This window comes from Stenotrophomonas sp. IS26 (assembly GCF_054188265.1).
In genome coordinates this window covers 1-23,092 of sequence record NZ_JBSZJV010000005.1, presented here as the reverse complement: position 1 = coordinate 23,092, position 23,092 = coordinate 1, and the positions used below count along the sequence as shown (strand labels likewise).

General features: G+C 66.4%; 21 protein-coding genes and 1 rRNA gene. 6 read left to right on the top strand and 16 right to left on the bottom strand.

The features are described 5' to 3' along the window. Nucleotides 1-65: 65 nt before the first annotated feature. The 4 genes from cyoE to ACW6W5_RS06490 are packed head-to-tail and all read right to left on the bottom strand — an operon-like array spanning nt 66 to nt 3,521. Complete coding sequence (gene cyoE / locus ACW6W5_RS06505) at nt 66-956, bottom strand: heme o synthase (protein ID WP_152153737.1); 891 nt, start codon at nt 954-956, stop codon at nt 66-68. A 4-nt stretch (nt 957-960) separates the two neighbouring features. Then, on the bottom strand, nt 961-2,172 hold the full coding sequence (locus ACW6W5_RS06500) for a COX15/CtaA family protein (protein WP_152153735.1): 1,212 nt from the start codon (nt 2,170-2,172) through the stop codon (nt 961-963). Between the two features lie 11 nt (nt 2,173-2,183). Beyond that, complete coding sequence (locus tag ACW6W5_RS06495) at nt 2,184-2,759, bottom strand: hypothetical protein (RefSeq protein WP_102788907.1); 576 nt, start codon at nt 2,757-2,759, stop codon at nt 2,184-2,186. 27 nt (nt 2,760-2,786) lie between these two features. Beyond that, nucleotides 2,787-3,521, bottom strand: a complete 735-nt coding sequence (locus ACW6W5_RS06490) for an SURF1 family protein (protein ID WP_152153733.1) — start codon at nt 3,519-3,521, stop codon at nt 2,787-2,789. Nucleotides 3,522-3,578: 57 nt separating this feature from the next. Between ACW6W5_RS06490 and ACW6W5_RS06485 the strand changes: the two genes are divergently transcribed. Further along, nucleotides 3,579-3,797 (top strand): twin transmembrane helix small protein, encoded by a 219-nt coding sequence (locus ACW6W5_RS06485; protein WP_019185993.1) that lies wholly within the window; start codon nt 3,579-3,581, stop codon nt 3,795-3,797. Between the two features lie 40 nt (nt 3,798-3,837). On the opposite strand, the gene ACW6W5_RS06480 is transcribed toward ACW6W5_RS06485, so the two are convergent. From ACW6W5_RS06480 to ACW6W5_RS06455, 6 genes are all read right to left on the bottom strand, one after another. Next, the gene (locus ACW6W5_RS06480; protein WP_152153731.1) at nt 3,838-4,713 is read right to left on the bottom strand and encodes a cytochrome c oxidase subunit 3; all 876 of its coding nucleotides are present in this window, start codon (nt 4,711-4,713) and stop codon (nt 3,838-3,840) included. A 20-nt stretch (nt 4,714-4,733) separates the two neighbouring features. Then, nucleotides 4,734-5,321: a cytochrome c oxidase assembly protein gene (locus tag ACW6W5_RS06475; RefSeq protein ID WP_152153729.1), complete on the bottom strand. Its 588-nt coding sequence runs from the start codon at nt 5,319-5,321 to the stop codon at nt 4,734-4,736. After that, nucleotides 5,318-5,452, bottom strand: a complete 135-nt coding sequence (locus ACW6W5_RS06470) for a hypothetical protein (RefSeq protein ID WP_259462181.1) — start codon at nt 5,450-5,452, stop codon at nt 5,318-5,320. The genes ACW6W5_RS06475 and ACW6W5_RS06470 overlap by 4 nt, the downstream gene beginning before the upstream one ends. An 8-nt stretch (nt 5,453-5,460) precedes the next feature. Next, nucleotides 5,461-7,071 (bottom strand): cytochrome c oxidase subunit I, encoded by a 1,611-nt coding sequence (ctaD, locus tag ACW6W5_RS06465; RefSeq protein ID WP_019185997.1) that lies wholly within the window; start codon nt 7,069-7,071, stop codon nt 5,461-5,463. Nucleotides 7,072-7,135: 64 nt separating this feature from the next. Further along, complete coding sequence (coxB, locus tag ACW6W5_RS06460; RefSeq protein ID WP_152153727.1) at nt 7,136-8,077, bottom strand: cytochrome c oxidase subunit II; 942 nt, start codon at nt 8,075-8,077, stop codon at nt 7,136-7,138. Between the two features lie 11 nt (nt 8,078-8,088). Then, complete coding sequence (locus tag ACW6W5_RS06455; protein ID WP_121042248.1) at nt 8,089-8,565, bottom strand: DUF2244 domain-containing protein; 477 nt, start codon at nt 8,563-8,565, stop codon at nt 8,089-8,091. 276 nt (nt 8,566-8,841) lie between these two features. Here ACW6W5_RS06455 and putA point away from each other — a divergent pair, with 276 nt between their 5' ends. Continuing rightward, nucleotides 8,842-12,081, top strand: coding sequence for a bifunctional proline dehydrogenase/L-glutamate gamma-semialdehyde dehydrogenase PutA (putA, locus tag ACW6W5_RS06450; RefSeq protein ID WP_152153725.1), 3,240 nt, complete (start codon nt 8,842-8,844; stop codon nt 12,079-12,081). A 55-nt stretch (nt 12,082-12,136) separates the two neighbouring features. On the opposite strand, the gene ACW6W5_RS06445 is transcribed toward putA, so the two are convergent. Together ACW6W5_RS06445 and ACW6W5_RS06440 are read right to left on the bottom strand one after the other, a co-directional pair. Continuing rightward, on the bottom strand, nt 12,137-12,769 hold the full coding sequence (locus ACW6W5_RS06445) for a hypothetical protein (RefSeq protein ID WP_152153723.1): 633 nt from the start codon (nt 12,767-12,769) through the stop codon (nt 12,137-12,139). Nucleotides 12,770-12,882: 113 nt separating this feature from the next. Then, nucleotides 12,883-13,341, bottom strand: coding sequence for a tautomerase family protein (locus ACW6W5_RS06440; protein ID WP_152153722.1), 459 nt, complete (start codon nt 13,339-13,341; stop codon nt 12,883-12,885). Nucleotides 13,342-13,436: 95 nt separating this feature from the next. Here ACW6W5_RS06440 and ACW6W5_RS06435 point away from each other — a divergent pair, with 95 nt between their 5' ends. Continuing rightward, entirely contained in the window at nt 13,437-14,396 is a 960-nt protein-coding gene (locus tag ACW6W5_RS06435; RefSeq protein WP_152153720.1) for a GlxA family transcriptional regulator, read from the top strand. Nucleotides 14,397-14,483: 87 nt separating this feature from the next. On the opposite strand, the gene ACW6W5_RS06430 is transcribed toward ACW6W5_RS06435, so the two are convergent. After that, nucleotides 14,484-15,833: an outer membrane protein transport protein gene (locus ACW6W5_RS06430; protein ID WP_152153718.1), complete on the bottom strand. Its 1,350-nt coding sequence runs from the start codon at nt 15,831-15,833 to the stop codon at nt 14,484-14,486. A gap of 226 nt (nt 15,834-16,059) precedes the next feature. On the opposite strand from ACW6W5_RS06430, the gene ACW6W5_RS06425 reads away from it, so the two are divergent. Next, nucleotides 16,060-16,752 carry a rhomboid family intramembrane serine protease gene (locus tag ACW6W5_RS06425; protein WP_019186003.1) on the top strand — a complete coding sequence of 231 codons (693 nt, stop codon included), beginning with the start codon at nt 16,060-16,062 and terminating at the stop codon, nt 16,750-16,752. 94 nt (nt 16,753-16,846) lie between these two features. Here the strand turns inward: ACW6W5_RS06425 and ACW6W5_RS06420 are convergent, their stop codons facing one another. Further along, a complete protein-coding gene (locus ACW6W5_RS06420) occupies nt 16,847-18,343 on the bottom strand; it encodes a S41 family peptidase (RefSeq protein ID WP_152153715.1) in 1,497 nt (498 codons plus the stop codon). A gap of 125 nt (nt 18,344-18,468) precedes the next feature. Further along, nucleotides 18,469-19,794 carry a murein hydrolase activator EnvC family protein gene (locus ACW6W5_RS06415; RefSeq protein ID WP_428999844.1) on the bottom strand — a complete coding sequence of 442 codons (1,326 nt, stop codon included), beginning with the start codon at nt 19,792-19,794 and terminating at the stop codon, nt 18,469-18,471. Between the two features lie 97 nt (nt 19,795-19,891). On the opposite strand from ACW6W5_RS06415, the gene ACW6W5_RS06410 reads away from it, so the two are divergent. After that, on the top strand, nt 19,892-20,554 hold the full coding sequence (locus tag ACW6W5_RS06410) for a hypothetical protein (RefSeq protein ID WP_152153713.1): 663 nt from the start codon (nt 19,892-19,894) through the stop codon (nt 20,552-20,554). A gap of 54 nt (nt 20,555-20,608) precedes the next feature. Then, nucleotides 20,609-22,339: a M28 family metallopeptidase gene (locus ACW6W5_RS06405; protein ID WP_152153711.1), complete on the top strand. Its 1,731-nt coding sequence runs from the start codon at nt 20,609-20,611 to the stop codon at nt 22,337-22,339. A 549-nt stretch (nt 22,340-22,888) separates the two neighbouring features. Here the strand turns inward: ACW6W5_RS06405 and rrf are convergent. Further along, a 5S ribosomal RNA gene (rrf, locus tag ACW6W5_RS06400) occupies nt 22,889-23,003 on the bottom strand. Nucleotides 23,004-23,092: the final 89 nt, after the last annotated feature.

The window sequence follows — 23,092 nt, the reverse complement described above, 5'->3', positions numbered from 1 at the left end:
CGTCCTGTTGGGGTCATGAAAGCAATGGCGATGCTATGGCCGGTTTCAAGGCCGGCGCAGGAAGCTCACAGGAACGGCAGCATCCAGTGGTCCACCATCAGGAAGGCGAACAGCGCCATCAGGTAGACGATGGAGTAGCCGAACATCTTCATCGAGAACAGTTCGTCCGGCGGATTCAGCATGCGCCAGGCGTACCAGAGGAAGACCGCGTTGAGCACGATCGCGCCGCCCAGGTAGAACATGCCGCTCATGCCGAACACGACCGGCAGGAGGCTGACGATGGCCAGGGCGATCGAATAGACCATGATCGACTTGCGGGTGTACGCCACGCCGTGGGTGACCGGCAGCATCGGGATTTCCGCCTTGGCGTAATCCTCGCGGCGGAAGATCGCCAGCGCCCAGAAGTGCGGCGGGGTCCAGATGAAGATGATCAGCACCAGCAGCGACGCGTAGGCCCAGTCCCACGGGCCCTGCATGCCGGTGATCGCGGCCCAGCCGAGCATCGGCGGAGTCGCACCGGCGAGGCCGCCGATGACGATGTTCTGCGAGGTCGCGCGCTTGAGGTACACGGTGTAGATCACCGCGTACCCGATCAGCGAGGCGAAGGTCAGCACGGCGGTGATCACGTTGACCCAGACCACCAGGATCGTCATCGACAGCGCGATCAACAGGCCGGCGAAGACGAGCACCTGCCACGGCTTGACCTTGCCCACCACCAGCGGGCGCCACGAGGTACGCGCCATCTGTGCATCGATGCGCGCGTCCAGCAGCTGGTTGATCGCTGCGGCGGCCGAAGCGGCCAGCCAGATGCCGAGGAAGCCGAGGGCGCCGTCCAGCGCCTGCTGCGCGGTCGGCACGCCGGGGATGGCCAGGAACATGCCCACCAGCGCGGTGAACACGATCAGGGCGACGACCTTGGGCTTGGTCAGATCCCAGTACTGACGGTAACTGGCCATGCCGTCAGCCTGCCTGCACGGCAGTGGACGCAGCGCTGGCCTTGCCACCCTCGGCATCCGGCGCGCGCAGGCGCGCCAGCAAGGTCACCAGCACGAACAGCAGGGCCACGGCGCCCCCGCTGTGCGCGACAGCCACTTCCAGCGGCACCGCCAGCTTCACGTTGAGGATGCCCAGGGTGATCTGCAGCACCACCAGCAGACCCAGGGCGCTCGCCCAGCCGCGCATGCTCGGCAGGCGGAACAGGCGCACCGACAGCCACAGCAGGTACACGGCGACCACGATCGCCATCAAGCGGTGCGCCATCTGGATCGCGATGCGCGAGGCGCCATCGAGCACGCCCCCTTCGTAATCCACGCCGATGCCACGCCAGAGGGTGAAGCCTTCCTTGAAATCATGCGGCGGCCACCACTGGCTGACGCAGCGCGGGAAATTGTCCAGCGAGGCGCTGCCGCCACCGCAGGCGAGTGCGGCGTAGTTGGCGCTGACCCAGCCGCCGAGGGCGATCTGCGCGACCAGCACGGCCACGCCGGCGCGGATCAGCCACTTCAGCTTGGGCGCCTCGGCCAGGGTGATCGGCATATGCGTGGCGCGCCACGCCATCCATACCAGCAGGCCGAACATGAGCATGCCGCCGAGCAGATGGCCCATGACCACGATCGGCTTGAGCAGCCAGGTGACCGTCCACATGCCGAGCAGCGCCTGGAAGATCACCACTGCCAGCGTCAGCAAGGCGGCACGGGCCAGGTCGATGTTGGTCCAGCGCAGCGCGGCGATCAGCAGGATCGCTTCGCCGATCAGGGCGATGATGCTCGCGGGGACGTGCATGCCCATCATGTACAGCGGTATGCCGGTCGCCACCAGCACACAGGCAGTGATCACCGCCGTACTGCCCCAGCGACGACGACGCGTGGCCAGCAGCGCCAGGGTGAGGATCTCGATGCCGAGTGCACCGGCCAGGAAACGGTGCACCTGCTCGCGCCACGCCTTGTGCGTTTCCAGCGGACGGATCTTGGCGGCCTCGTGGCCGATCACTTCCTCGGCGTGCTGCGGCCAGGTGACACGGCCATAGCAGGTCGGCCAGTCCGGGCAGCTCAGGCCCGCATCGGACAGGCGCACGAACGAACCGAACATGATCGTGCTGGCGGTCATGATCAGCGCAAACCACGCCAGACGGTGGAAATTGCGGTGCAGCACCGGGCGTGCGGAGAGGCTCATCTAAACGGAACTCACTTCAGTTTCAGCAGCGTGGCCAGGTCTTTGCGCAGACCGGCCATATCGAATCCCGGCGCGTACCGCATGATCACGAATCCGTTGGGATCGATCACATACACAGGCGTGCCGGCGGCGTCATCCACGGCGGGCAAAGCGGCACGCAGGTCCGGTTGGGCGCGCAGCGCGCGCAGTGCGGGCATGCCCTGGACCTCGGCCGGCGGCGTGCCCAGCCACAGGATCTCGACATTATCGGCGTTATGGCCGAACAGCTGCCACACCTTGCCCAATCCCTGCGACAAAGTGACGCACTCGCTGGTACAGCTGGCAGATGGGGCCACCAGGATCCGCCAGGTGCGATCGTTGGGGTTCCACGGGTACGGCTGACCATCGGCCAGGGTCGGCGGCAGTGCGCGCAGATCGGCCGGCGGCTGCAGCAGCTGCCCGGTATTGCGGTGCGAGGTCGGCTGCCAACCGGAGAAGCGCAGCACGCCCGCCAGCGCCATGGCGCCGAAGAACACGCCGAACAACGCGATCAGGGTCCAGCGGCCGCGTGAACGGGACGGCAGCCGGGCCGGGGAAGTGGCATTCATGGGCGGCATTTTCTCATGTTGAGCCGGTCAGCGCCGGGGAGTGCCACGCCGGCGGCGATGGCGACGGAATTCCAGGACCAGCGCGACCACCAGCACGGTCAACGCCAGGCCGAACCATTGCACGGCGTAGCCCAGATGGCGACTGGGCGGCAGGGTATTGGGCAGCAGCTCCAGATCGCGCGCGTAGCCAACTGGCAGCGCCGGATCCAACCGCAGCACGCTCGCGCCCAGGCTGCCCGGCGGCAGCGACAGCGCGCGCGCCATGTCCTCGGGGGGCATCCGGCTGGCCAGCCACACGCCCGGCTGTGGCGCGGGCGACAGCGCCGGCCCGAGGGCCAGCCCGGTGGCCGGTGACGGCGCCAGCAGGCCGCTGATGGCCGTGTGGCCGGCAAGCGGTGTGATCGGTGGGATGACACGATCCGGCGGCATCGGCAGCCAGCCCAGATCGACCAGCACGCGTGCGCCGTCATCACTCTGGAACGGCTGATACACCTTGAGGCCGGCGCGGCCTTCGCGGGTCTGGTTGTCGAGCAGGATCGTGCCGGGCAGGAAGCGACCGTGATCCTCCACCCAGCGCAGCAACGGCGGGGCGGCCTGGGCCTGGTGCAGCGTGAGCGACTGCGCGCGGGCGGGCAGCTGCTGGGCCAGCAACGCTTCTTTGGCGTGCATGCGCTGCAGTTGCCAGCGGCCCAGCTGGCAGAACGCGAGGATGACCAGCACCGCGGCGATCCAGCCGATCAGGCGTGTGTGCTTGCGCATCATGACAACGCCGGCAAAACGCGGTGATATAGGCGCACCCGCCACGCCATCGAGCCGCGCATGAATGATTCGTTGAAGACCCTGCTGGTAATCGCGTTTCTGATCGTCATCGTCTGGAATCTGGGCGCCGGGCTGTATTACCTGCTGGTCGATCGCGGCCAGACCAAGCGCACCGTCAATGCCCTCACCCGCCGCATCGCGGTATCGGTGGCGCTGATCGTGCTGGTGGTCATCGGCATCTACAGCGGTTGGATCAAGCCCCACGGCATCGGCGGCTGAGGCCGCACCGGCGTCGATGCGGCAGGAGGTCGCACCGACGCTACAGCACGTAGACGAACAGGAACAGCATCAGCCACACCACGTCGACGAAGTGCCAGTACCACGCGGCGGCTTCGAAGCCGAAGTGATTGTCGCGGGTGAAATGCCCCTTCGACGAGCGCAGCCACATCACCGCCAACATGACCGTGCCCAGCAGCACGTGCACGCCGTGGAAACCGGTGAGCATGAAGAAGGTGGAGCCGTAGATGCCCGAACCCAGGGTGAGGTTGAGTTCCTTGTAGGCGTGGATGTACTCCTCCGCCTGCAGGGTGAGGAAGCCCACGCCGAGCAGCACGGTGATGCCCAGCCAGACCAGCAGCTGGCGGCGGTGACCGGCCTTGAGCGCGTGGTGCGCGATGGTGAGGGTGACGCCGGAGGTGAGCAGGATCAGCGTATTGATCAGCGGCAGACCCCAGGCCGGAATGGTCTGGAAATGGCCGCCGATCGCACCCGGGCCATTGGTCGGCCACGCCGCCGAATACCCGTCCCACAGCAACTCATTGGTCATCACGCCATCGCCCGCGCCGCCCAGCCACGGCAGGCCCAGGTTGCGGGTGTAGAACAGCGCCCCGAAGAACGCGCCGAAGAACATCACTTCGGAGAAGATGAACCACACCATCCCCATCCGGAACGAGCCATCCACCTGGCGGTTGTAGCTGCCGGCCTGCGATTCGCGCACCACGTCGCTGAACCACCAGAACAGGGTCAGCACCAGCATCGCGATGCCGGCGTAGAAGGTCCACTTGCCCCAGCCGGAATCGTTGAGCCAGCTGGCCACGCCGACCATGGTCACCATCATCGCAATGGAACCGATGAACGGCCATTTGCTGTGCGTGGGCACGAAGTACACGTTCGCATCGGGGCTTTGCTGGGCCATGGTCTTGGGTCCGGTCCGGATCAGGGAGCTGCACGCGCGCCGGTCGGCAAGCTGGCCGGAGCCAGCTGCGCGGACAAGGCGTCGTTCTTGTAGAAGGTGTAGGACAGGGTGATCGTGGTGATGTTGGCCGGCAGGTCGGGATCGACGATGAAGCGCACCGGCATGTCGCGCTTCTCACCGGCCTGCAGGGTCTGCGCGGTGAAGCAGAAGCACTCGGTCTTGCTGAAGTAGCCCGACGCCTTGGCCGGTGCCACCGACGGCACGGCGCTGCCCACCAGCGCGCGATCGCTGTCATTGCGCGCGTAATACAGCGCCTCGTTGAGCTCGCCGGGCACCACGTCCATCGTCAGCTGTTCGGGATGGAACGCCCACGGCAACTTGGAATTCACGCCACCATCGAACTCCACCCGCACCGTGCGCTTGCCGGTGGCGGCTGCAGTGCCTGCCGCCGCGCCGGGGCCACGCTCCAGGCGCACACCGAACACCTTCTCGCAGGCGATGCGGTACAGCGGCACCAGCGAGAAGGTCAGCACGAACACCGCCAGCGCCACCCCGATCAGGCGGGGCAGGCCCGCATGACGCGCGGTTGCCGGGCGCGGATCGCTCATCGCCCGATCACCCCGCTGAGGATGAAGCCGCCATAGACCATCAGCGCGACGATCCCGACCGCCCACGCGGTGCGATGCGCGCGGCGACGTTGCAGGGCCTGCTCATCCGGCGTGCGGGTGGTACTGGTCATGAGCGGCCTCAATGGGTGATGTCGTCATGGGCCAGATCACCCGGACGGATGGTCGGCGGCGTGGTGAAGGTATGCGCCGGTGCGGGCGAGGGAATCGTCCACTCCAGGCCCCGTGCGCCTTCCCAGCAGCGGTCGGCAGCCTTCGCGCCGTGACGCAGCGAGTGCCACAGGATCGCGGCCATCATGAAGGGCGTGACGAACATGCCGAACGCACCGATCGAGCTGATCAGGTTCCAGTCCGCGAAGGCCACGCTGTAATCGGGAATACGCCGCGGCATACCGGCCAAGCCGAGGAAGTGCTGCGGGAAGAACAGCAGATTCACGAACACGATCGACCACCAGAAATGCACCTTGGCCCAGGTTTCGCTGTACATGCGCCCGGTCCACTTCGGCCACCAGTAGTACACCGCGGCGATCAACCCGAACACCGCACCGGTGACCAGTACGTAGTGGAAATGTGCGACCACGAAGTAAGTGTCGTGGTATTGGAAATCGGCCACCACGATCGCCAGCATCAGGCCGGAGAACCCGCCGATGGTGAACAGGATCACGAAGGCCACCGCCCACAGCATCGGCGCTTCGAAGGTGAGCGAGCCGCGCCACATGGTGCTGACCCAGTTGAACACCTTCACCCCGGTCGGGATGGAGATGAGCATCGTGGCGAACATGAAGTAGATCTCGCCGCCCAGCGGCATGCCCACGGTGAACATGTGGTGGGCCCAGACGATGAAGGACAGGAAGGCGATCGCGGCGATCGCGTAGACCATGGCCTGGTAGCCGAACAGCGGCTTGCGGCTGAAAGTGGGGATGATCTCGCTGACCACGCCGAACGCCGGCAGGATCATGATGTAGACCTCCGGGTGCCCGAAGAACCAGAAGATGTGCTGGTACATCACCGGGTCACCGCCACCGGCGGCGTTGAAGAAGCTGGTGCCGAAGAACTTGTCGGTGAGCAGCATCGTCACCGCGCCGGCCAGCACCGGCATCACCGCGATCAGCAGGAAGGCGGTGATCAGCCAGGCCCAGCAGAAGATCGGCATCTTCAGCAGATCGATGCCGGGCGCGCGCATGTTGAGCACGGTGGCGATGATGTTGATCGCGCCCATGATCGAGCTGATGCCGGCCACGTGGATGGCGAACACGCTGAAGGCCACGTTGTAGCCGCCCTGCAGCGACAGCGGCGGGTACAGCGTCCAGCCACCGGCCGGTGCGCCGCCGGGCAGGAACAGGGTCAGCAGCAGCAGGCTGAAGGCCACCGGCAGCAGCCAGAACGACCAGTTGTTCATGCGCGGCAACGCCATGTCCGGCGCGCCGATCTGCAGCGGGATCATCCAGTTGGCCAGGCCGACGAAGGCCGGCATCACGCCACCGAAGATCATCACCAGCGCATGCACGGTGGTCATCTGGTTGAAGAACTCGGGCTTGACGAACTGCAGCCCCGGTTGCGCCAGCTCGGCGCGGATGATCACGCTCATCGCCGCACCGATGATGAACATGATGAAGCTGAAAAGCAGGTAGAGCGTGCCGATGTCCTTGTGGTTGGTCGAGAAGAACCAACGCTCGAAGAACCCCTGCTGATGCCCGTGATGCCCGTCGTGGTCAACTGCGGAATGCGCCATCGCAACTACACCTCACTGTATCCGGTGGTACCCGCATCCGCCGGCTGGCGGACGCGGCTCGATTTCAGGCGTTGCTGTCTGTTGCTGCCGCGGCAGGCTCGCTGGCCGGTGCCGGTGCCGGGGTGGCCTCGGCCGGGGCAGCCGGCGCGGGCGCCGGAGCGGCCTCCGGTGCAGGAGCTGGCGCGGGCTTCTTGGAAGCCAGCCATTTCTGGTAATCCTCCTTGGAGACCGCCTCGACCACGATCGGCATGAAGCCGTGATCCTTGCCGCACAGCTCGGCGCACTGGCCGCGGTACACGCCGACCTGTTCGATGTTGGTCCAGGCCTCGTTGATGAAGCCGGGAATCGCATCCTGCTTCCAGCCGAGCGCCGGCACCCACCATGCGTGGATGACGTCGTCGGAGGTGATCACGAAGCGCACCTTGGTATCGACCGGCAGCACCAGACGGTTGTCGACATCCAGCAGGTAATGCGGATGGCTGTCCCGGGTCGGCACCACGCCACTCTGGCGCACGCGGTCGGACTCACGGTCCAGGCGGCTGGTGAAGCTGACGTTCTCGCCGAGGTAGTCGTACTTCCACATCCACTGATACCCGGTGACCTTGACGGTCATTTCCGAATCGCGGGTGTCGTAGAACTTGATCAGATTGGCCGTGGCCGGCCAGGCCATCACCACCAGGATGATCACCGGGATCACCGTCCAGATGACCTCGGCCTTGGTGTTGTGGCTGAAGGTGGCGGCCACCGCGCCCTTGGATTTGCGGAATTTGAAGATCGCGTAGAACAGCGCACCGAACACCAGCACCCCGATCACGGTACAGACCCACAGCGAGAACAGGTTGGACTCCCACGCCAACCGCGAGCTCTGGGTCACCCCCTTGCCCATGTTCAATTGCCACGGTTTGGGGTCGGCCGCCTGGGCCCACGCCATGGCCGGCGCCAGCAGCGCGGCCCCGCTCAACACTGACTTCCCGAACGTCCTGCCCCACTTTCTGCATTGCTTCATTGCCTAGACCCTTAGCGTCGTCGGTTGCGGCCGTCATTGGCCGCGAGCAAGCCTTCTAGTTTCTGAGCCAGTACCTGGCGTTCGGCCGGTGCGAGGAAACTCCCCACGTCCACCTGCCGACCGCTGGATGCCAGCCGGACTCTGCGTTCGTCGGCGATCAGCCTCACCCAGTGCGGGTGGGCGCTGAACACCGGCGAATGCCCGGGTGCGGGAATCACTTCCACACACGCCGGCACCACCCGGATCTCTTCCTGCCGTTCTCCACTGCGCCACACCGTGCGCAGCGCCACTGCCAGCAACACGCTGTACAGCAGAGCAAACACGGGGGCGAATACATTGCCGGTGAACCAGCCCAGGCCAGCCGCCAGCCACATCACCCCCGCCAACACCACAAACAACAGGACGAACTGCCGGGCATCGAGCGCCCGTGGGGGGCGCAGCCGCAGTTGCGTCCCTGATCCGTCCGGAGCGATGAGCACCTCGATCATGTCGCAACCGCGTTTTTCCTGCCGCGGGAAACGTCTCGATGGTAGCCCCGCTCTCCAGCGAGTAGCAAGGGTCCATTCACAGTTTCAGGAATGTTGCAATACAGCATTGCCTGCGGCGGCGGTTTTGACGAAAACAGCACAATAAATGGCAGGCGGGTCGAATCCGCCGAATCCCCCTGTATGAAAGGCTATGCGCCGCATGGGCGCGACCACGAAAACCACTTGACTCGCCAAAAAAACGATTAAAATGGTCAAGTTCTCCACGAGCCGACCGGCATGACTGCATCCTCTGTCCTTCCCCCTGCCCCGGCATCGTCCGGCGCCGCCCGCCCGCCGCTGCTGTCCCCCGAGCTGCCGGCCGTTCCCAACGCGTTCCGCCAGGCGATCACCGATGCCTGGTTGAAGGACGAGGCCACCCATGTGCGCGAGCTGCTCGAGCAGGCACGCCTGCCGGCCGCCGAGCAGGCCAAGGTGCAGGCCACCGCTGCCGACCTGGTCAAGCGCGTGCGCGTGCGCGCCCAGGACCAGGGCGCGATCGAAGCCTTCATGCGCCAGTACGATCTGGGCAGCGAGGAAGGCGTGCTGCTGATGTGCGTGGCCGAAGCCCTGCTGCGCATTCCCGACCAGGAGACCGCCGACAAGCTGATCCGAGACAAGCTCGGCGAGGCCGACTGGAAAAAGCACATGGGCGGCAGCGACTCGGTGCTGGTCAACGCTTCCACCTGGGGCCTGATGCTGACCGGCCGCCTGGTCCAGATCAACGATGCCACCCGCGCCGATGTGCCGGGCGCGTTCAAGCGCCTGATCGGCCGCGTGGGTGAGCCGGTGATCCGCCTGGCCGTGCGCCAGGCGATGAAGATCATGGGCCACCAGTTCGTCATGGGCCGCACCATCGACGAAGCGCTGTCGCGCTCGCACAAGGGCGACAACGCCAGCTACCGCTATTCGTTCGACATGCTCGGCGAAGGCGCGCTGACCATGAAGGATGCCAAGCGTTACCTGGAAGACTACCGTCGGGCGATCCACTCGATCGGCGGTGACCACAAGGCCCGCGGCGGCCGTCCCGATGGCGACGTCAATTCGGCACCGGGCATCTCGATCAAGCTCTCCGCGCTGTACCCGCGCTACGAGCATGCCAAGCGCGCACGCGTCATGGCCGACCTGGTGCCGGGCGTGCTGGAACTGGCGCAGCTGGCCAAGTCCTACGGCATCGGCTGCACCGTCGACGCCGAAGAAACCGACCGCCTGGAACTGTCGCTGGACATCATCGAGACCGTGGTCAGCGATGCCTCGCTGGCCGGTTGGGAAGGCTTCGGTGTGGTCGTGCAGTCCTACCAGAAGCGCACCCCTTACACGATCGACTACCTGGCCGACCTGGCCCGTCGCATCGGTCGCCGCCTGCAGGTGCGCCTGGTCAAGGGCGCGTACTGGGATGCGGAGATCAAGCGCGCGCAGATCGACGGTCTGCCGGCCTACCCGGTGTTCACCCGCAAGCAGAACACCGACGTCTCCTACCTGGCCTGCGCCAAGCGTCTGTTCACGCACAGCGATGCGATCTACCCGATGTTCGCTACGCACAACGCGCACACCATCGCGGCCGTGCAGGCGATCGCCAAGGGCGGCCAGTACGAGCACCAGAAGCTGCACGGCATGGGCGATGACCTGTATGCCGAAGTGGTGCCGGCCGACCGTCTGAACGTGCCGTGCCGCGTGTATGCGCCGGTCGGTTCGCATGAAGACCTGCTGCCGTACCTGGTGCGTCGCCTGCTTGAAAACGGCGCCAATTCCAGCTTCGTCAACCGCATCACCGACGAGAACGTGGCCATCGACGACCTGATCCGCGATCCGGTCGAGGTGGTCTCCTCGTTCGCGTCCATTCCGCATCCGAAAATCCCGCTGCCGGTCGATTTGCTGCGCAGCCAGAACCATGACAGGAAGAACTCCATGGGCGTCAATCTCGCCAACGACAACGATCTGCGTGCCCTGGCCGAGCAGCTCAACGCCGCCGTGCCCGCGCCGGGTAAGAGCGGGTGGCACGCCGCGCCGCTGGTGCCGGGTGCCAACCCGACCGGCGCACTGTTGAACGTGACCAACCCGGCCGACACGCGCCAGGTGGTGGGCCAGTGGCAGCCGGCCGACAGCGCCACCGTCGAGAAGGCGCTGGCCAATGCCGTGGCCGCGCAGCCGGCCTGGAACCGCACCCCGGCCGCCAGCCGCGCGGCGATCCTGGAACACGCCGCCGACCAGCTGGAAGCGCGCATGCCCGAGTTCATGGCGCTGTGCGTCAAGGAAGCCGGCAAGAGCCTGCCCGACGGCATCGCCGAAGTGCGCGAAGCGGTCGACTTCCTGCGCTACTACGCCAAGCAGGCGCGCGAGCAGTTCGGCCACGCCGAAAAGCTGCCCAGCCCCACCGGTGAATCCAACGAACTGCAGCTGCACGGCCGCGGCGTGTTCGTCTGCATCAGCCCGTGGAACTTCCCGCTGGCGATCTTCCTGGGCCAGGTCAGCGCCGCGCTCGCCGCCGGCAACAGCGTGATCGCCAAGCCGGCCGAGCAGACCAACCTGATCGGCTACTACGCGGTGAAGCTGCTGCTCGACGCCGGCGTGCCCGAAGGCGTGCTGCAGTTCCTGCCGGGCGACGGCGCGACCGTCGGTGCCGCATTGACCGCCGACCCGCGCGTGGCCGGCGTGGCCTTCACCGGCTCCACCGACACCGCCCGTGCGATCAACCGCGCGATGGCCGCCCGCGACGCTGCGATCGGTGTGCTGATCGCCGAGACCGGCGGCCAGAACGCCTTCATCGCCGACTCCTCGGCGCTGCCGGAACAGCTGGTCAAGGATGCGATCGGGTCGGCCTTCACCTCCGCTGGCCAGCGCTGCTCGGCCGCACGCGTGTTGTTCGTGCAGGACGACATCGCCGACAAGGTGATGACCATGTTGTCCGGCGCGATGGCCGAACTGAAGGTCGGTGACCCGGGCCTGCTGTCGACCGACGTCGGCCCGGTGATCGATGCCGATGCACTTCAGATCCTCAAGGATCACGCGGTGCGCATTGAGAAGGACGCCCGCCTGATCGCCGCTGCCACGCTCAGCGACGACGCCGCGCACGGCACCTTCTTCGCACCGCGTGCCTACGAGCTGAAGAACCTGGACCAGCTGCACAAGGAGATCTTCGGGCCGGTGCTGCACGTGATCCGCTGGAAGGGCGACCAGCTCGATGCGGTGATCGACCAGATCAACGCGACCGGCTACGGCCTGACCCTGGGCGTGCATTCGCGCATCGATGAAACCGTGGACCGCATTTCATCGCGCATCAATGTCGGCAATGTGTACGTCAACCGCAACCAGATCGGTGCAGTAGTCGGCGTGCAGCCGTTCGGCGGCCAGGGCCTGTCCGGCACCGGCCCGAAGGCCGGCGGCCCGCACTACCTGCTGCGCTTTGCCACCGAGAAGACCGTCACCGTGAACACCACGGCAGCCGGCGGCAATGCCTCGCTGCTGACCCTGGGCGACTGATCTCCGGCGTCCTGCGGTAAACAAAAAACCCCGCGAACGCGGGGTTTTTTGTAGGTCACGGGCTTTCGATGGACTCGATCTGGTCCTGCATCAGCAGCTCGTTACCCATGTAACGCTCGAACTTGATGCGGCCGAAGCCGGCGGCGTACCACGCCTCGATGCGGTTGTCTTCGAAGGTCGCGGTGACGTGGCAGGTGTCCTTGAACGTGCGCGGCTGGTTGTCGACGTCCGCGTCAATGTCTTCGAATCCGACGAAGGTGTAGTCGGAGAAGCCGTCGTAGTCGACCGGTTCAACGGTTTCGTCGACATGGTTCGTGCGCTCGCCCGTGCCGGTGAGTTCGAAACGCTCACCCGGCTTGGCGCTCTGCGGGAACGTCGGCGCCGGCTTGAAGGTGTCGGTCCGCGTGGGGCCGTCGCTGGACATGCTGTAACGCTCCTGGCCCAGCAGCTGGCGGCCGCTGATGTCATGGAACGTGGCCATCCCGATGCCACCACCGGCACTGTGCATCTTGATGGCGTTCTGGCCAGCGAAGGTCACTTTTTCGATGGTCAGCGTTTCATCGGCATTCGACCAGGACAGACCCGGGGTCAAAGTGAAACAGGCGGCGAACTCCGGCGCGGCAATGGCAGGCAGCGAGAGACCGGCCAGACCAATGGCGAGCGTGGAGCGCAGCAGCAGAGACGACATATACAGATCCTTGTCAGTAGTCACGGGACGGCAGGGCGCAGTCCGGGCGGGGATTGTACGTCGTGCTGGATGTCATTCCAGTGTTCATCGTTTCGGCCGCGCGGCGCGCGTGATCATGCCGATGCGAGCTGCGATTGCAGATGCGCGTAACCGGCCGCCTGTACGAAGTCGTTCAAGTGCCACAGTCGGCCGTTGGCCGCCCAGTGGCCATCGGCGATATCGGTCATCACGATCGAACTCAGCAGCACGCGTGGATCGCCCGGTGCCACGCAACCGGCGATGGCGTCGTGCAGGTGCAGCGCGTACTCGGCGCGTTGCTGCGCATCCAGCACGCCCTGCGGAATCCGCACCTCGACCTGGCAGGGAATGCCGCGTGCGCCGATATCCAGGCCGCCACACAGCCAGTGGCCGGCCGCGATTTCCTGCAGCATCACCCAGCACAGGCGCTGCTGGGCTGGCTCGGCACCCAAGCCGCTGGCGCGGACGGCGGCGTCATGCACCGCCTGTAGCAGGCGTTGCCGGGTAGCGGCGTCGAACGCGTTGGCGGGAAGGATGAGGGTGATGTTGGGCATGGGGATCGACCGGTTGCGCAAAGGGACTCCATTGGAGCCGAACGCCGCCCCGGGCAACATCGGCCGATCCGACATCTTTCGTGCACAATCAGCCAATGCACGATTTCACTGTCATCGTCCTGCCGGGCGCGTTCGCCTCCAGCGTCGCGCTCACCTTGGACATCCTCACCACGGCGGCTACCCTCGCCCCGCGCCTGGGTCTGCCGGTGCCGCGCTGGCAGGTCTGCAGCCCGGCACGCGGCGCTGTCCGACTGGGCACGCACCTGCAGCTGCGTGCCGCGCCGATGCCACGCGTCGCCGATGCGCAGGCGTGCTGGATCGTGCCAGGGCTGGGCGTGGAGGATCCTGACGCGATCGCACAGCGGCTGGGCGAGCCCGACATCCCGGGTGTGGTGCGGGCGCTGCGCGCGCACGTGGCGGCGGGCGGGCGTGTCGCGGCCTCCTGTGCCTCCGTCTTCCTGCTGCACGATGCCGGGCTGCTGACCGGGCGCAGCGTGACCACCACCTGGTGGCTGGCCGGCGCGTTGCAGCGGCAAGCTCCGGAGTGCCAGGTCGATCCAGACCGCATGGTGATCGACGACGCGCCGCTGATCACGGCCGGTGCCGCGCTCGGGCACACCGACCTGATGCTGTACCTGCTCCGGCAGCGCTTTGGCCCGGCGCTTCCCGATGCGGTGGCACGGGCGCTGCTGCTGGATCGCCGGCAACTGCAATCGCCGTTCATGGTCCCGGCGATGATGGCGCAGGGCAACGCGCTGATCGCCTCACTCACCGCCCACATCGAAGCCACGCTGCCGGCCACGGTCAGCGTCGGTGCGCTCGCCAAGTACGCCGGCATGTCCACGCGCACGCTGTCGCGGCAGGTGGGCAAGGCAACCGGGCAAGGGCCGCTGCACCTGATCCGCAGTGTGCAGTTGAACCAAGCGCGCACCCTGCTGGAGAACAGCCGCTACTCGGTGGAGACCGTGGCCGAGCGCGTGGGCTACCGCGATCCCACCGCCCTGCGCCGGCTGATGCGCAAGCGCCTCAACGCCACGCCACGGCAGTTGCGCTGACCGCTTTCGCCTTGTCTGCAGGCAACAAAAAACCCCGCTTTCGCGGGGTTTTCTGCTGCTGCGTTCAACCGATCAGTGCTGCGATGATCAGAACTTGTAGTTGAACGAAGCGGCCAGCACGTCGCCACGGACCTTGTACTTGCCGTTGAGCGAGTTGCCCTGGTTGCCCTGGGTCGGCTTGACCAGGATGTTCGGCTCGCTGGTGAACAGGTGGGTGTAACCGAAGTTGTATTCGGTGTTCGCCGACGGGGTCCAGCCCACGCCCAGCGACAGCCACTTGCGGCTGGTATCCGGCACGCGGACGTCGCGGTGCGCGTCGGTGGTCGGGGTCTGGTCAAGCGCCACACCGCCACGCAGGGTCACGGTGTCGCTCAGCTTGTAATCGGTACCCAGCGAGACGAAGGTCGTGTCGCGGTAACCAAAGTTCAGGTCCGAGTTCGGCTGGTTGGAAGCGAAGTCGATGGTGACCGTGTCGAACGCGGTCGACCACGCGGTGCGGGTCACATCACCCATGACGGTCCAGCGGTCATTGATGTTGTGGGTGACGCTCAGGGTGGCCGAGGCCGGCAGGGTCAGCGTGGCCTTGCCGCTGGTGTTGACGAACACGCCCGGCTGGGTCGCTGCCAGGATCGACGCCGTCCGGCCACCATCGCTGGGCAGATCAAAGTTGGCATCGCCGCCGGTGATCTTGTGCTCGACCTTGGAGCGGTAGCTGATGCCGATGTGGGTGTTCTCGTCCGGGCTGAACAAGCCGCCGACGGTCCAGCCCACAGCGTTGTTGTCACCCTTCACGGTCGACTTGCCATCGGCGCTGCCCGGCGCGTAGCCCGGCACGCGACCGGCAAAGAGGGCGCCGAAGTCGACAGCCTGGCTCAGCTCGATGGTCAGGTGCTCGACGAACACGGACGCGCCGAAGGACACGTACGGGTTGACGTCGTAGGACGCGGCAAAGCCCAGGTCGATGGCCTTCATGTCGGTCTTCAGACCACTGTAACGGCCGACCCAGCCATTGTCGTAATCGGTCTTGAAGCCGAACGGGGCGGTCAGCGAGACGCCGAAGTGGGCCTGCTCGCCGATCGGCATGTGGAAGTACGCGGCCGGAACCGGGGCGATCATGCCGGCGTCGCCGCCGTTACCGCCCGTCTGCGGCTGACCTGCGCCATTGCGGCCGGTGCCCTTGTACTTGGCCGAGAAGCTGATGGCGCTCAGGTCGCCCTGGACCTGCATGCCTTCGAGCTGGCGCATGCCGGCCGGGTTGACGGCCATGATCGAGGCGTCGCCGGCGGCGCTGCCGGAACCGGCGAAGGCGCGGCCGAGGCCCTTGGCGCTGTTTTCCTTCAACTGGAAGGCGGCAGCGTTGACGTGGCCCACGGCCAGGACACCGGCGATGCCGACGGCCAGGGCGGTGACGCGGGCAAGAGTGGAAGCGGTATGCATTGTTGGTTCTCTCCGGAAAGCGGTGATGTTGGCAACGCGCGCCTGCGCCGCCCCTCCCCTTGATGGGTCAGGACAACGCGCCGGATTCCCCTCCCGACATACGACGCCGTATGCGAGTATACCGAGAGCGGTTAATGAAACAATAACGTAAGTCGCCCTTGTGGCTATTCATGCTGAACGCGACATATCCCCGTCAGCTCAGCCTCCGCGCTAGGCTAGTGCCCGCATGTTCGTGTCGACCCCCTCCCGCAAGAAAGCCGCCTACCGCTGGGCCACCCCCCTGCTGTTCGCCGCGCTGTGGGTAGCCTTCCTGTGGTCGATCTCGCGGCCGGACGATGCCCGCCGCAGCCTGTGGATGGACTGGGGCGCCCTCTCGACCGGCCTGACCCACCCGCTGGACTGGTGGGCGACGCTGCAGGATGGCAGCGTGCTGCGGCTGTTCACTGCGCTGTTCCTGCACGCGGACTGGTCGCACCTGCTGGGCAACCTGGTGTTCCTGCTGATCTTCGGGCTGCCGGCCGAACGCGTGCTGGGGCCGTGGCGGCTGATGCTGCTGTTCCTGGTCGGCGGGGCGATCTCGAATCTGACCGCCATCTACACGATGGGCAGCCCGGACCAGATCATCATCGGGGCCAGCGGCGCGGTGTCGGCCTTGATCGGCGCCTACCTGGCCCTGTTCCCGGGCGCGCGGCTGGGCGTGGTGATCCCGCTGGGCCTGTTCCTGGAATTCGTCCGCGCCCCGGCCTATCTGCTGATCGGGGTCTGGGCAGCGCTGCAGGTGGTATTCGCCTACATCGGCCCGACCTTCGGCATGGTGGCCTGGTGGGCGCACATCGCCGGCTTCGTGTTCGGCCTGGGCTACGGCGTGTATGTGCGTGCGGCCATCGCGCGACGGCTGCGCAAGCGGCATGGGTTCTAAGCGAACACCCATCGCGCTGTGGTAGTGCCGGCCGCGGGCCGGCGCCACGTACGGTTGGATTTCTGCTGAGCCGGCCAGCGGCCGGCACTACCGTTCAGGGCTTGACCGGCGCTGTCGACGCCGGTGCATCCGGCTTGGCAGGCGCGGGAGGAGCCGGCGCAGTCGCAGGTGCTTCCGCCGGCTTCGTTTCTGATGGCTTCGCATCTGATGACTTCGCGTCGGCCGGCTTGACCGCGGCCGCTGCCGGCTTGGCTGCCGGCTTCTTCGCCGCGTCCGCCTTCTGCCTGGCCAGCACCGAACCGGGCTGCTTCAACTCGGCCAGCGCGTCATTGATCGGGCCATCGCCCGGCAGCACATCACCGGCCTTGTAGCCTTCGGTGCCTTCCTCGTCACCGCGCAGGTGGCCGGGCAACGTGGCTTCGCTGTAATCGGTCAGGCTGGCCGGCAGCTCGTCGTCACCGGCGCGCTTCTCCGGCTGCAGCAGCACATCGGGAATGATGCCGGTGGCCTGGATGGACTTGCCGCTCGGGGTGAAGTACCGCGCGGTGGTGAGCTTCACCGAATCGCCGTTGTCCAGCGGCAGCACGGTCTGCACCGAGCCCTTGCCGAAGGTGCGGCTGCCGACCACGCGGGCGCGGCCGTTGTCGCGGAGCGCGCCGGCCAGCACTTCGGAGGCACTGGCCGAGCCTGCGTCGGCCAGCACCACGACCGGCGCGCCCTTGAGCAGATCGCCCGGGGTCGCATCGAAACGGGCATCGCTGATCGAGATGCGGCCACGGGTGCTGACGATGTTGCCCTTCTCGAGCAGATCGTCGGCCACCTGCACGGCAGCGGTAAGCAGGCCACCCGGGTTGCTGCGCAGATCCAGCACCAGGCCCTTGAGCTTGCCCCCGGCCTGCTGCTGGAGCTGGGCAACGTGCTTCTGGAAATCGGCACCGGTGTCGGCCTGGAAGGTGCTCAGGCGGATGTAGCCATAGCCGGGTTCCAGCATCCTGCTGCGCACGCTGGTGACGCGGATGGTCTCGCGGGTCACCGTGACATCGAACGGCTTGGGCTTGCCCTCGCGCACCAGGGTCAGCACGACCTTGGTGCCGGCCACGCCGCGCAGCGGTTCGGTGGCTTCGATCGCGCTGATCGGCTTGCCGTCGATGGCGATGATCAGATCGCCGGCGAGAATGCCCGCGCGCGCTGCCGGGGTATCGTCGATCGGCGAAATGACTTTCAGGCTGCTGTTGTCGGGCTGCTGCTGCAGCTCCACGCCGATGCCGTCGTAGGCGCCGTTGGCCTGCTCATCGAAGGCTTCGGCGTCTTCCTTGTCGAAATAGGTACTGTGCGGATCCAGGTCCAGCAGCAGGCCGCGGATGGCGGACTGCATCAGTTTCTTGTCGTCCACCGGATCCACGTAGGCGGCGCGCACCGCGTTGTAGACGGCGACGTAGCGGCGGATCTCTTCCAACGGAACCCGTGAGGTCACCGCTTCTTCCGTGGTGGCCGCATCGGCCCCGCGTGCCGGCGCTTCGGCGGTCTGCTGCGCCCAGGACACCGCGGGCAACAGGGCCAGCAGCAAGGTGGCGGAACGGGCTACGCGCATGAAGCACTCCAGGGTGAGCGGGGGACGGTTGACCACGCACGGGGTGCGTCGCCCGATTATGCGCGAAGCGACGATAAATTCCCGTTGAACCCCGTGCCTGGCGGCGCGCCCGTGTTGGGCGCGGTTTATCGCCGCTGCAGCCAGCTGCCCGGGTCCACCGGCTGTCCGTTGCGGCGCAGTTCGAAGTACAGCGCGGTCACGCCCTGGCCACCGGAATTGCCGACCTTGGCCACCGCCTCGCCCTTCTTCACCGTGGCGCCGGCATCACGCAGCAGCGTGTCGTTGTGCGCATAGAGGCTCATGTAGCCGTTGCCGTGATCGACGATCAGGATCATGCCGTAGCCGGTCATCCAATCGGAAAACACCACCGTGCCATCTGCGACGGCGGTGATGGTGCTGCCGGCGGGCGCGCCGATCAGCACGCCACTGCTGGTGCGGCCATCGGGCAGCTTGCCGCCGTAGCGGGCGAGCAGATTGCCCGACAACGGCCAGCCCAGACCGCCCACCTTGGGCGCAGGCGCGGAGGCAACCGCAGGGGGCGTCTTGGTCGCACGCGGCGGTGGCCGGGTACCATTCGCGGCGGCGGCCCGGTCCGCCTTCTCGGCGGCCGCCTTGTCCGCGGCGGCGCGGCGCGCGGCAGCACGACGCTCGGCTTCGGCACGGGCGGCGGCGGCGCGCAGATTGGCCAGCAGGGTTTCCAGCGCCTTGGCATCCTGGCCCAAGGCTTTTTCGCGTTCGCTGCGGTCTTTGTACCGTTCGTCCAGCGAGGCGACCGTGGCCGCCCGTTCGCGACGATCGTCGGCCAGCGTGGCGACCTGCTGTTTCTGCTGTTGGCGGGTGCCTTCAAGTGCCTTGCGCCGTTCGACGATTTCCGTCTCCACGCGCTGCAGTTCGGTGAGGTCAGCCGTCAGGGACTGGATACGCTGCGCGCGCTCGCGCTGCAGATACCGGTGATAGGCCAGGCTGCGGTTCGCATCGGCAACACGGTCCTGCGACAGCAGCAGCTTCAACGGCGCGTTGTTGCCGATGCGGTACGCCGCGCGCAACAGCGAGGCCAGTTCCGCCCGCTGCTGCTCCAGGCCGGCCTGCAGCGCATCGCGCTTGGCCTGCAGTTCGTTCATGGCGCGGGTCTCGCGCTGCAATGCGGTTTCGGTCTGGGCCAGCACGCGCCCTGTGCGGGCGACCTTCTCGTCGGCGTCGCGCAGCTGGCGCGACGCCTGCCCGCGCTGCCCTTCCAGATTCCGCCGCTCCTGGGCCACGCCCTTGAGCTCGCTGCGCAGCTTCTGCAGCTTGCGTTCGGCTTCCTTGGAGGATTGTGCAGCCAGCGGGCTGGCGCCGAGAACGGCCACGGCCAGCAGCAGCGCACGCAACGCCGGGGTCAGCCACTGCGTGCGACCGCGTCCGTCGGTCGGATTGTTATCCCGGCGTGAGGAAAAGGCGTTGTGGCGCAAGGGCTTTCCAGTGACTTCAGGCAGATGCGGATTGCAACGATGCATGGTGACATTCCTGCAGGCGGCCTGCCAGCCGCGCTCCACCATCGAGGTTCCCATGAAACGCTCCCTGCTTCCGCTGCTGCTGGCCCTGACGCTGCCCTGTGCGCCGGCCTTCGCAAGCGACAACATCAGCAAGGTCAACGGCAGCATCTCCGCCGAGCCCGGCCAGAGCTACGGCAATCTGGAGACGGTCAACGGCGGCATCAAGGTCGCCGAAGGCGCGGTCACCGGTCGCATCGAAACCGTCAACGGCGGCATCCGCGTGGCCGATCGCGCGCGTACCGGCGGCATTTCCACGGTCAATGGCAGCGTGCGGGTGGGGCGCGAAGTGGTTGCCAGTGGCGGCGTGGACACCGTCAACGGCGGCATCTTCCTGGATCGCGGCACCCAGATCGACGGCGGGCTGGAAACGGTCAACGGCAGCATCGGGCTGGTCGAAACGCGCGTGGCGCGCGGCATCGAAACCGTCAACGGTGACATCACCGTGGGCGTGGGTTCGCAGGTCGAAGGCGGAATCGAGGTCAAGAAGCCGAATTTCAACCTGTCGCTGACCCCCGGCCGCAAGCCGCGCGTGATCATCGGGCCGAACGCGGCGGTCAACGGCTCGCTGCAGTTCGAGCGCGAGGTCACCCTGTATGTGCACCGCACTGCCCGCATCGGCCCGGTCAGTGGTGCGGTGGCCGTGCCCTTCGATACCGACACCGCACCGCAGGATTGATATGGTGGTGACTGGTGCCGTGCGCACCCGCCTTTCCCGTTCCAGGAACCGATGATGCCCCGCAAACTTCTGTTGTGCCTTGCCGCTGCCGCTGCGTTGACCGCATGCAAGGGCGAATCCGCCGCGCCCACCGCGGCGCCTGCCACCGACGCGGCACCGACCGCACCGGGCCATGCGTTCTCGCCCGAGATCAATGCCGGCGACTTCGCCGAGCTGGTCAAGACCTTGGCTTCGGATGCGTTCGAAGGCCGCTCCCCGGGCAGCAAGGGCGAAGAGCTGACCGTCAATTACATCCGCGACCAGATGCAGCGCATCGGCCTGCAGCCAGGCAATGGCGACAGTTGGTTCCAGGACGTGGCGATGACCGAGACCACGGCCGATGAGTCGACCGTGCTGACGCTGGACCAGGCCGGCAAGACCCGCGAGCTGACGTTCGGCACCGACATGGTGATCGGCACCCGCAGCGGCCAGCCAGACGTCAAGGTCGAGGCCAGCGACCTGGTGTTCGTCGGCTACGGCGTGGATGCGCCGGAGCAGAAGTGGAACGACTATGCCGGCCAGGACTGGAAGGGCAAGACGGTCGTGATGTTCGTCAACGATCCCGGGTTCCACGTCAACGACGAGAAGCTGTTCGACGGCAAGCGCATGACCTATTACGGGCGCTGGACGTACAAGTTCGAAGAGGCCGCACGCAAGGGCGCCGCCGCCGCGCTGATCGTGCATGACACCGCCGGTGCCTCCTACGGTTGGGACGTGGTCAAGAACTCGTGGGCCGGCCCGCAGTACGACCTGCCGGCCAAGGATGACCCGGAAGCGCGCCTCCCGGCACAAGGCTGGCTGAGCGCCGACGCCGCCCGCCAGCTGTTCGCCGAGGCCGGCCTGGATCTGGACAAAGCGTACAAGGACGCCAGCAAGCGCGGCTTCAAGCCGGTCCCGCTGAAGGCCAAGGTGTCCTTCGATCTGAAGAGCACCATCGCCGAGAAGAAGTCGCGCAACGTGGTCGGCGTCCTGCCGGGCAGCAAGCGTGCCGATGAAGCCGTGCTCTACATGGCGCACTGGGATCACTTGGGCAAGCACGAAGGTGAGCAGGGCGACACCATCTACAACGGTGCCGTCGACAACGCGACCGGCGTGGCCGGCATCCTGGAGGTCGCCGATGCGATGGTGCACCAGCAGCCAGCACCGGAGCGTTCGGTGGTGTTCCTGGCAGTGACGCTGGAAGAGTCCGGCCTGCTGGGCTCGAAGTACTACGTCAGCCACCCGACCTTCCCGCTGGACAAGATCGCCGGTGTGATCAACATCGATGCGATGTCGGTGGCAGGCCGTGCCAAGGACATGACCGTGACCGGCTTCGGCAGCTCCGAGCTGGAAGACATCCTCAAGCCGCTGGCCGCGAACCAGGGGCGTACCCTGCACGGCGAGACCGCGGTGCAGAGCGGCTTCTACTTCCGTTCGGATCACTTCAACTTCGCCAAGGCGGGTGTGCCGGCGCTCTATGCGGACGGTGGTGAGGATCTGCGCGACGGCGGTGTCGAGGCGGGCCGCAAGGCGGCCGAGGACTACGGCAGCCACCGTTACCACGGCCCGAAGGACGAGTTCGATCCCGCAACCTGGAAGCTGGATGGCACGGTTGAGGACCTGCAGCTGCTGTACGGGGTTGGCAAGGAACTGGCCGGCGGCGACCGGTGGCCGAACTGGTACGAGGGCAATCCGTTCAAGGCGGCACGCGATGCGATGATGAAGGGCAAGGGCGCTGAGACGCGGGCCGCGGAGTCTGCACGCTGAGCGGTTGATTGCTGTGACGTGATCTTTGCTTCATGAAAACGGCGCCTTTCTAGGCGCCGTTTTTTTTGGGTCGGCGGCTGGGTTGGTCGGGCTTTGGGGCGCGATACCCTTGCCGGTGACGCCCCCGGCCGCCGCCTTGCGGCGACGCCCTCCTCCTTGATTTCGCCCACAAGGGCATCGCGCCCCATGTGTGGAGACCACTGGCGCCTCAAAGCAGGCTCCGGTTAGCAGTGCGCGTACCGCATCCGAGCGTCGTAGCGGCCGGTAGGTCCCTGGGCAAAATCAACGAGGAGGGCGTCGCCGTCAGGCGGCGGCCGGGGGACTTGCCGAGGGGCCTGCCGGCCGCTACGGGGCCCTCACGCTCGCGGAAGATGCAAGCGGAGACGCCACCATTCCCAAAACGCAGAACTACCCAACGACACCCACCGCACTGGCCGCATACGCATGACCGTGCTCATCTGCTGTGGCACATGAAATGAGGCGCTCCCATCCGTCGGGAGAAGGACAAAAAAAAACCCGCTGCGTGAGCAGCGGGGTTTTGGGTGTAAACCCTGGCGATGACCTACTCTCGCATGGCTTAGGCCACACTACCATCGGCGCAGCTGCGTTTCACTTCCGAGTTCGGGATGGGATCGGGTGGTGCCACAGCGCTAATTTCACCAGGGAGACGGTTGGAGCAGCGCGTTGCGCCAGCTCGGCAGAGGTCTCTTCCGAGAAACAGATACCTGTAAAAACCAGGTGCCTGCAATAAAA

What these genes read in the sequence shown, in the direction of transcription:
- cyoE (WP_152153737.1), bottom strand. Translation starts at nt 956, where the DNA reads ATGGCCAGTTACCGTCAGTACTGGGATCTGACCAAGCCCAAGGTCGTC.
- ACW6W5_RS06500 (WP_152153735.1), bottom strand. Translation starts at nt 2,172, where the DNA reads ATGAGCCTCTCCGCACGCCCGGTGCTGCACCGCAATTTCCACCGTCTG.
- ACW6W5_RS06495 (WP_102788907.1), bottom strand. Translation starts at nt 2,759, where the DNA reads ATGAATGCCACTTCCCCGGCCCGGCTGCCGTCCCGTTCACGCGGCCGC.
- ACW6W5_RS06490 (WP_152153733.1), bottom strand. Translation starts at nt 3,521, where the DNA reads ATGATGCGCAAGCACACACGCCTGATCGGCTGGATCGCCGCGGTGCTG.
- ACW6W5_RS06485 (WP_019185993.1), top strand. Translation starts at nt 3,579, where the DNA reads ATGAATGATTCGTTGAAGACCCTGCTGGTAATCGCGTTTCTGATCGTC.
- ACW6W5_RS06480 (WP_152153731.1), bottom strand. Translation starts at nt 4,713, where the DNA reads ATGGCCCAGCAAAGCCCCGATGCGAACGTGTACTTCGTGCCCACGCAC.
- ACW6W5_RS06475 (WP_152153729.1), bottom strand. Translation starts at nt 5,321, where the DNA reads ATGAGCGATCCGCGCCCGGCAACCGCGCGTCATGCGGGCCTGCCCCGC.
- ACW6W5_RS06470 (WP_259462181.1), bottom strand. Translation starts at nt 5,452, where the DNA reads ATGACCAGTACCACCCGCACGCCGGATGAGCAGGCCCTGCAACGTCGC.
- ctaD (WP_019185997.1), bottom strand. Translation starts at nt 7,071, where the DNA reads ATGGCGCATTCCGCAGTTGACCACGACGGGCATCACGGGCATCAGCAG.
- coxB (WP_152153727.1), bottom strand. Translation starts at nt 8,077, where the DNA reads ATGAAGCAATGCAGAAAGTGGGGCAGGACGTTCGGGAAGTCAGTGTTG.
- ACW6W5_RS06455 (WP_121042248.1), bottom strand. Translation starts at nt 8,565, where the DNA reads ATGATCGAGGTGCTCATCGCTCCGGACGGATCAGGGACGCAACTGCGG.
- putA (WP_152153725.1), top strand. Translation starts at nt 8,842, where the DNA reads ATGACTGCATCCTCTGTCCTTCCCCCTGCCCCGGCATCGTCCGGCGCC.
- ACW6W5_RS06445 (WP_152153723.1), bottom strand. Translation starts at nt 12,769, where the DNA reads ATGTCGTCTCTGCTGCTGCGCTCCACGCTCGCCATTGGTCTGGCCGGT.
- ACW6W5_RS06440 (WP_152153722.1), bottom strand. Translation starts at nt 13,341, where the DNA reads ATGCCCAACATCACCCTCATCCTTCCCGCCAACGCGTTCGACGCCGCT.
- ACW6W5_RS06435 (WP_152153720.1), top strand. Translation starts at nt 13,437, where the DNA reads ATGCACGATTTCACTGTCATCGTCCTGCCGGGCGCGTTCGCCTCCAGC.
- ACW6W5_RS06430 (WP_152153718.1), bottom strand. Translation starts at nt 15,833, where the DNA reads ATGCATACCGCTTCCACTCTTGCCCGCGTCACCGCCCTGGCCGTCGGC.
- ACW6W5_RS06425 (WP_019186003.1), top strand. Translation starts at nt 16,060, where the DNA reads ATGTTCGTGTCGACCCCCTCCCGCAAGAAAGCCGCCTACCGCTGGGCC.
- ACW6W5_RS06420 (WP_152153715.1), bottom strand. Translation starts at nt 18,343, where the DNA reads ATGCGCGTAGCCCGTTCCGCCACCTTGCTGCTGGCCCTGTTGCCCGCG.
- ACW6W5_RS06410 (WP_152153713.1), top strand. Translation starts at nt 19,892, where the DNA reads ATGAAACGCTCCCTGCTTCCGCTGCTGCTGGCCCTGACGCTGCCCTGT.
- ACW6W5_RS06405 (WP_152153711.1), top strand. Translation starts at nt 20,609, where the DNA reads ATGCCCCGCAAACTTCTGTTGTGCCTTGCCGCTGCCGCTGCGTTGACC.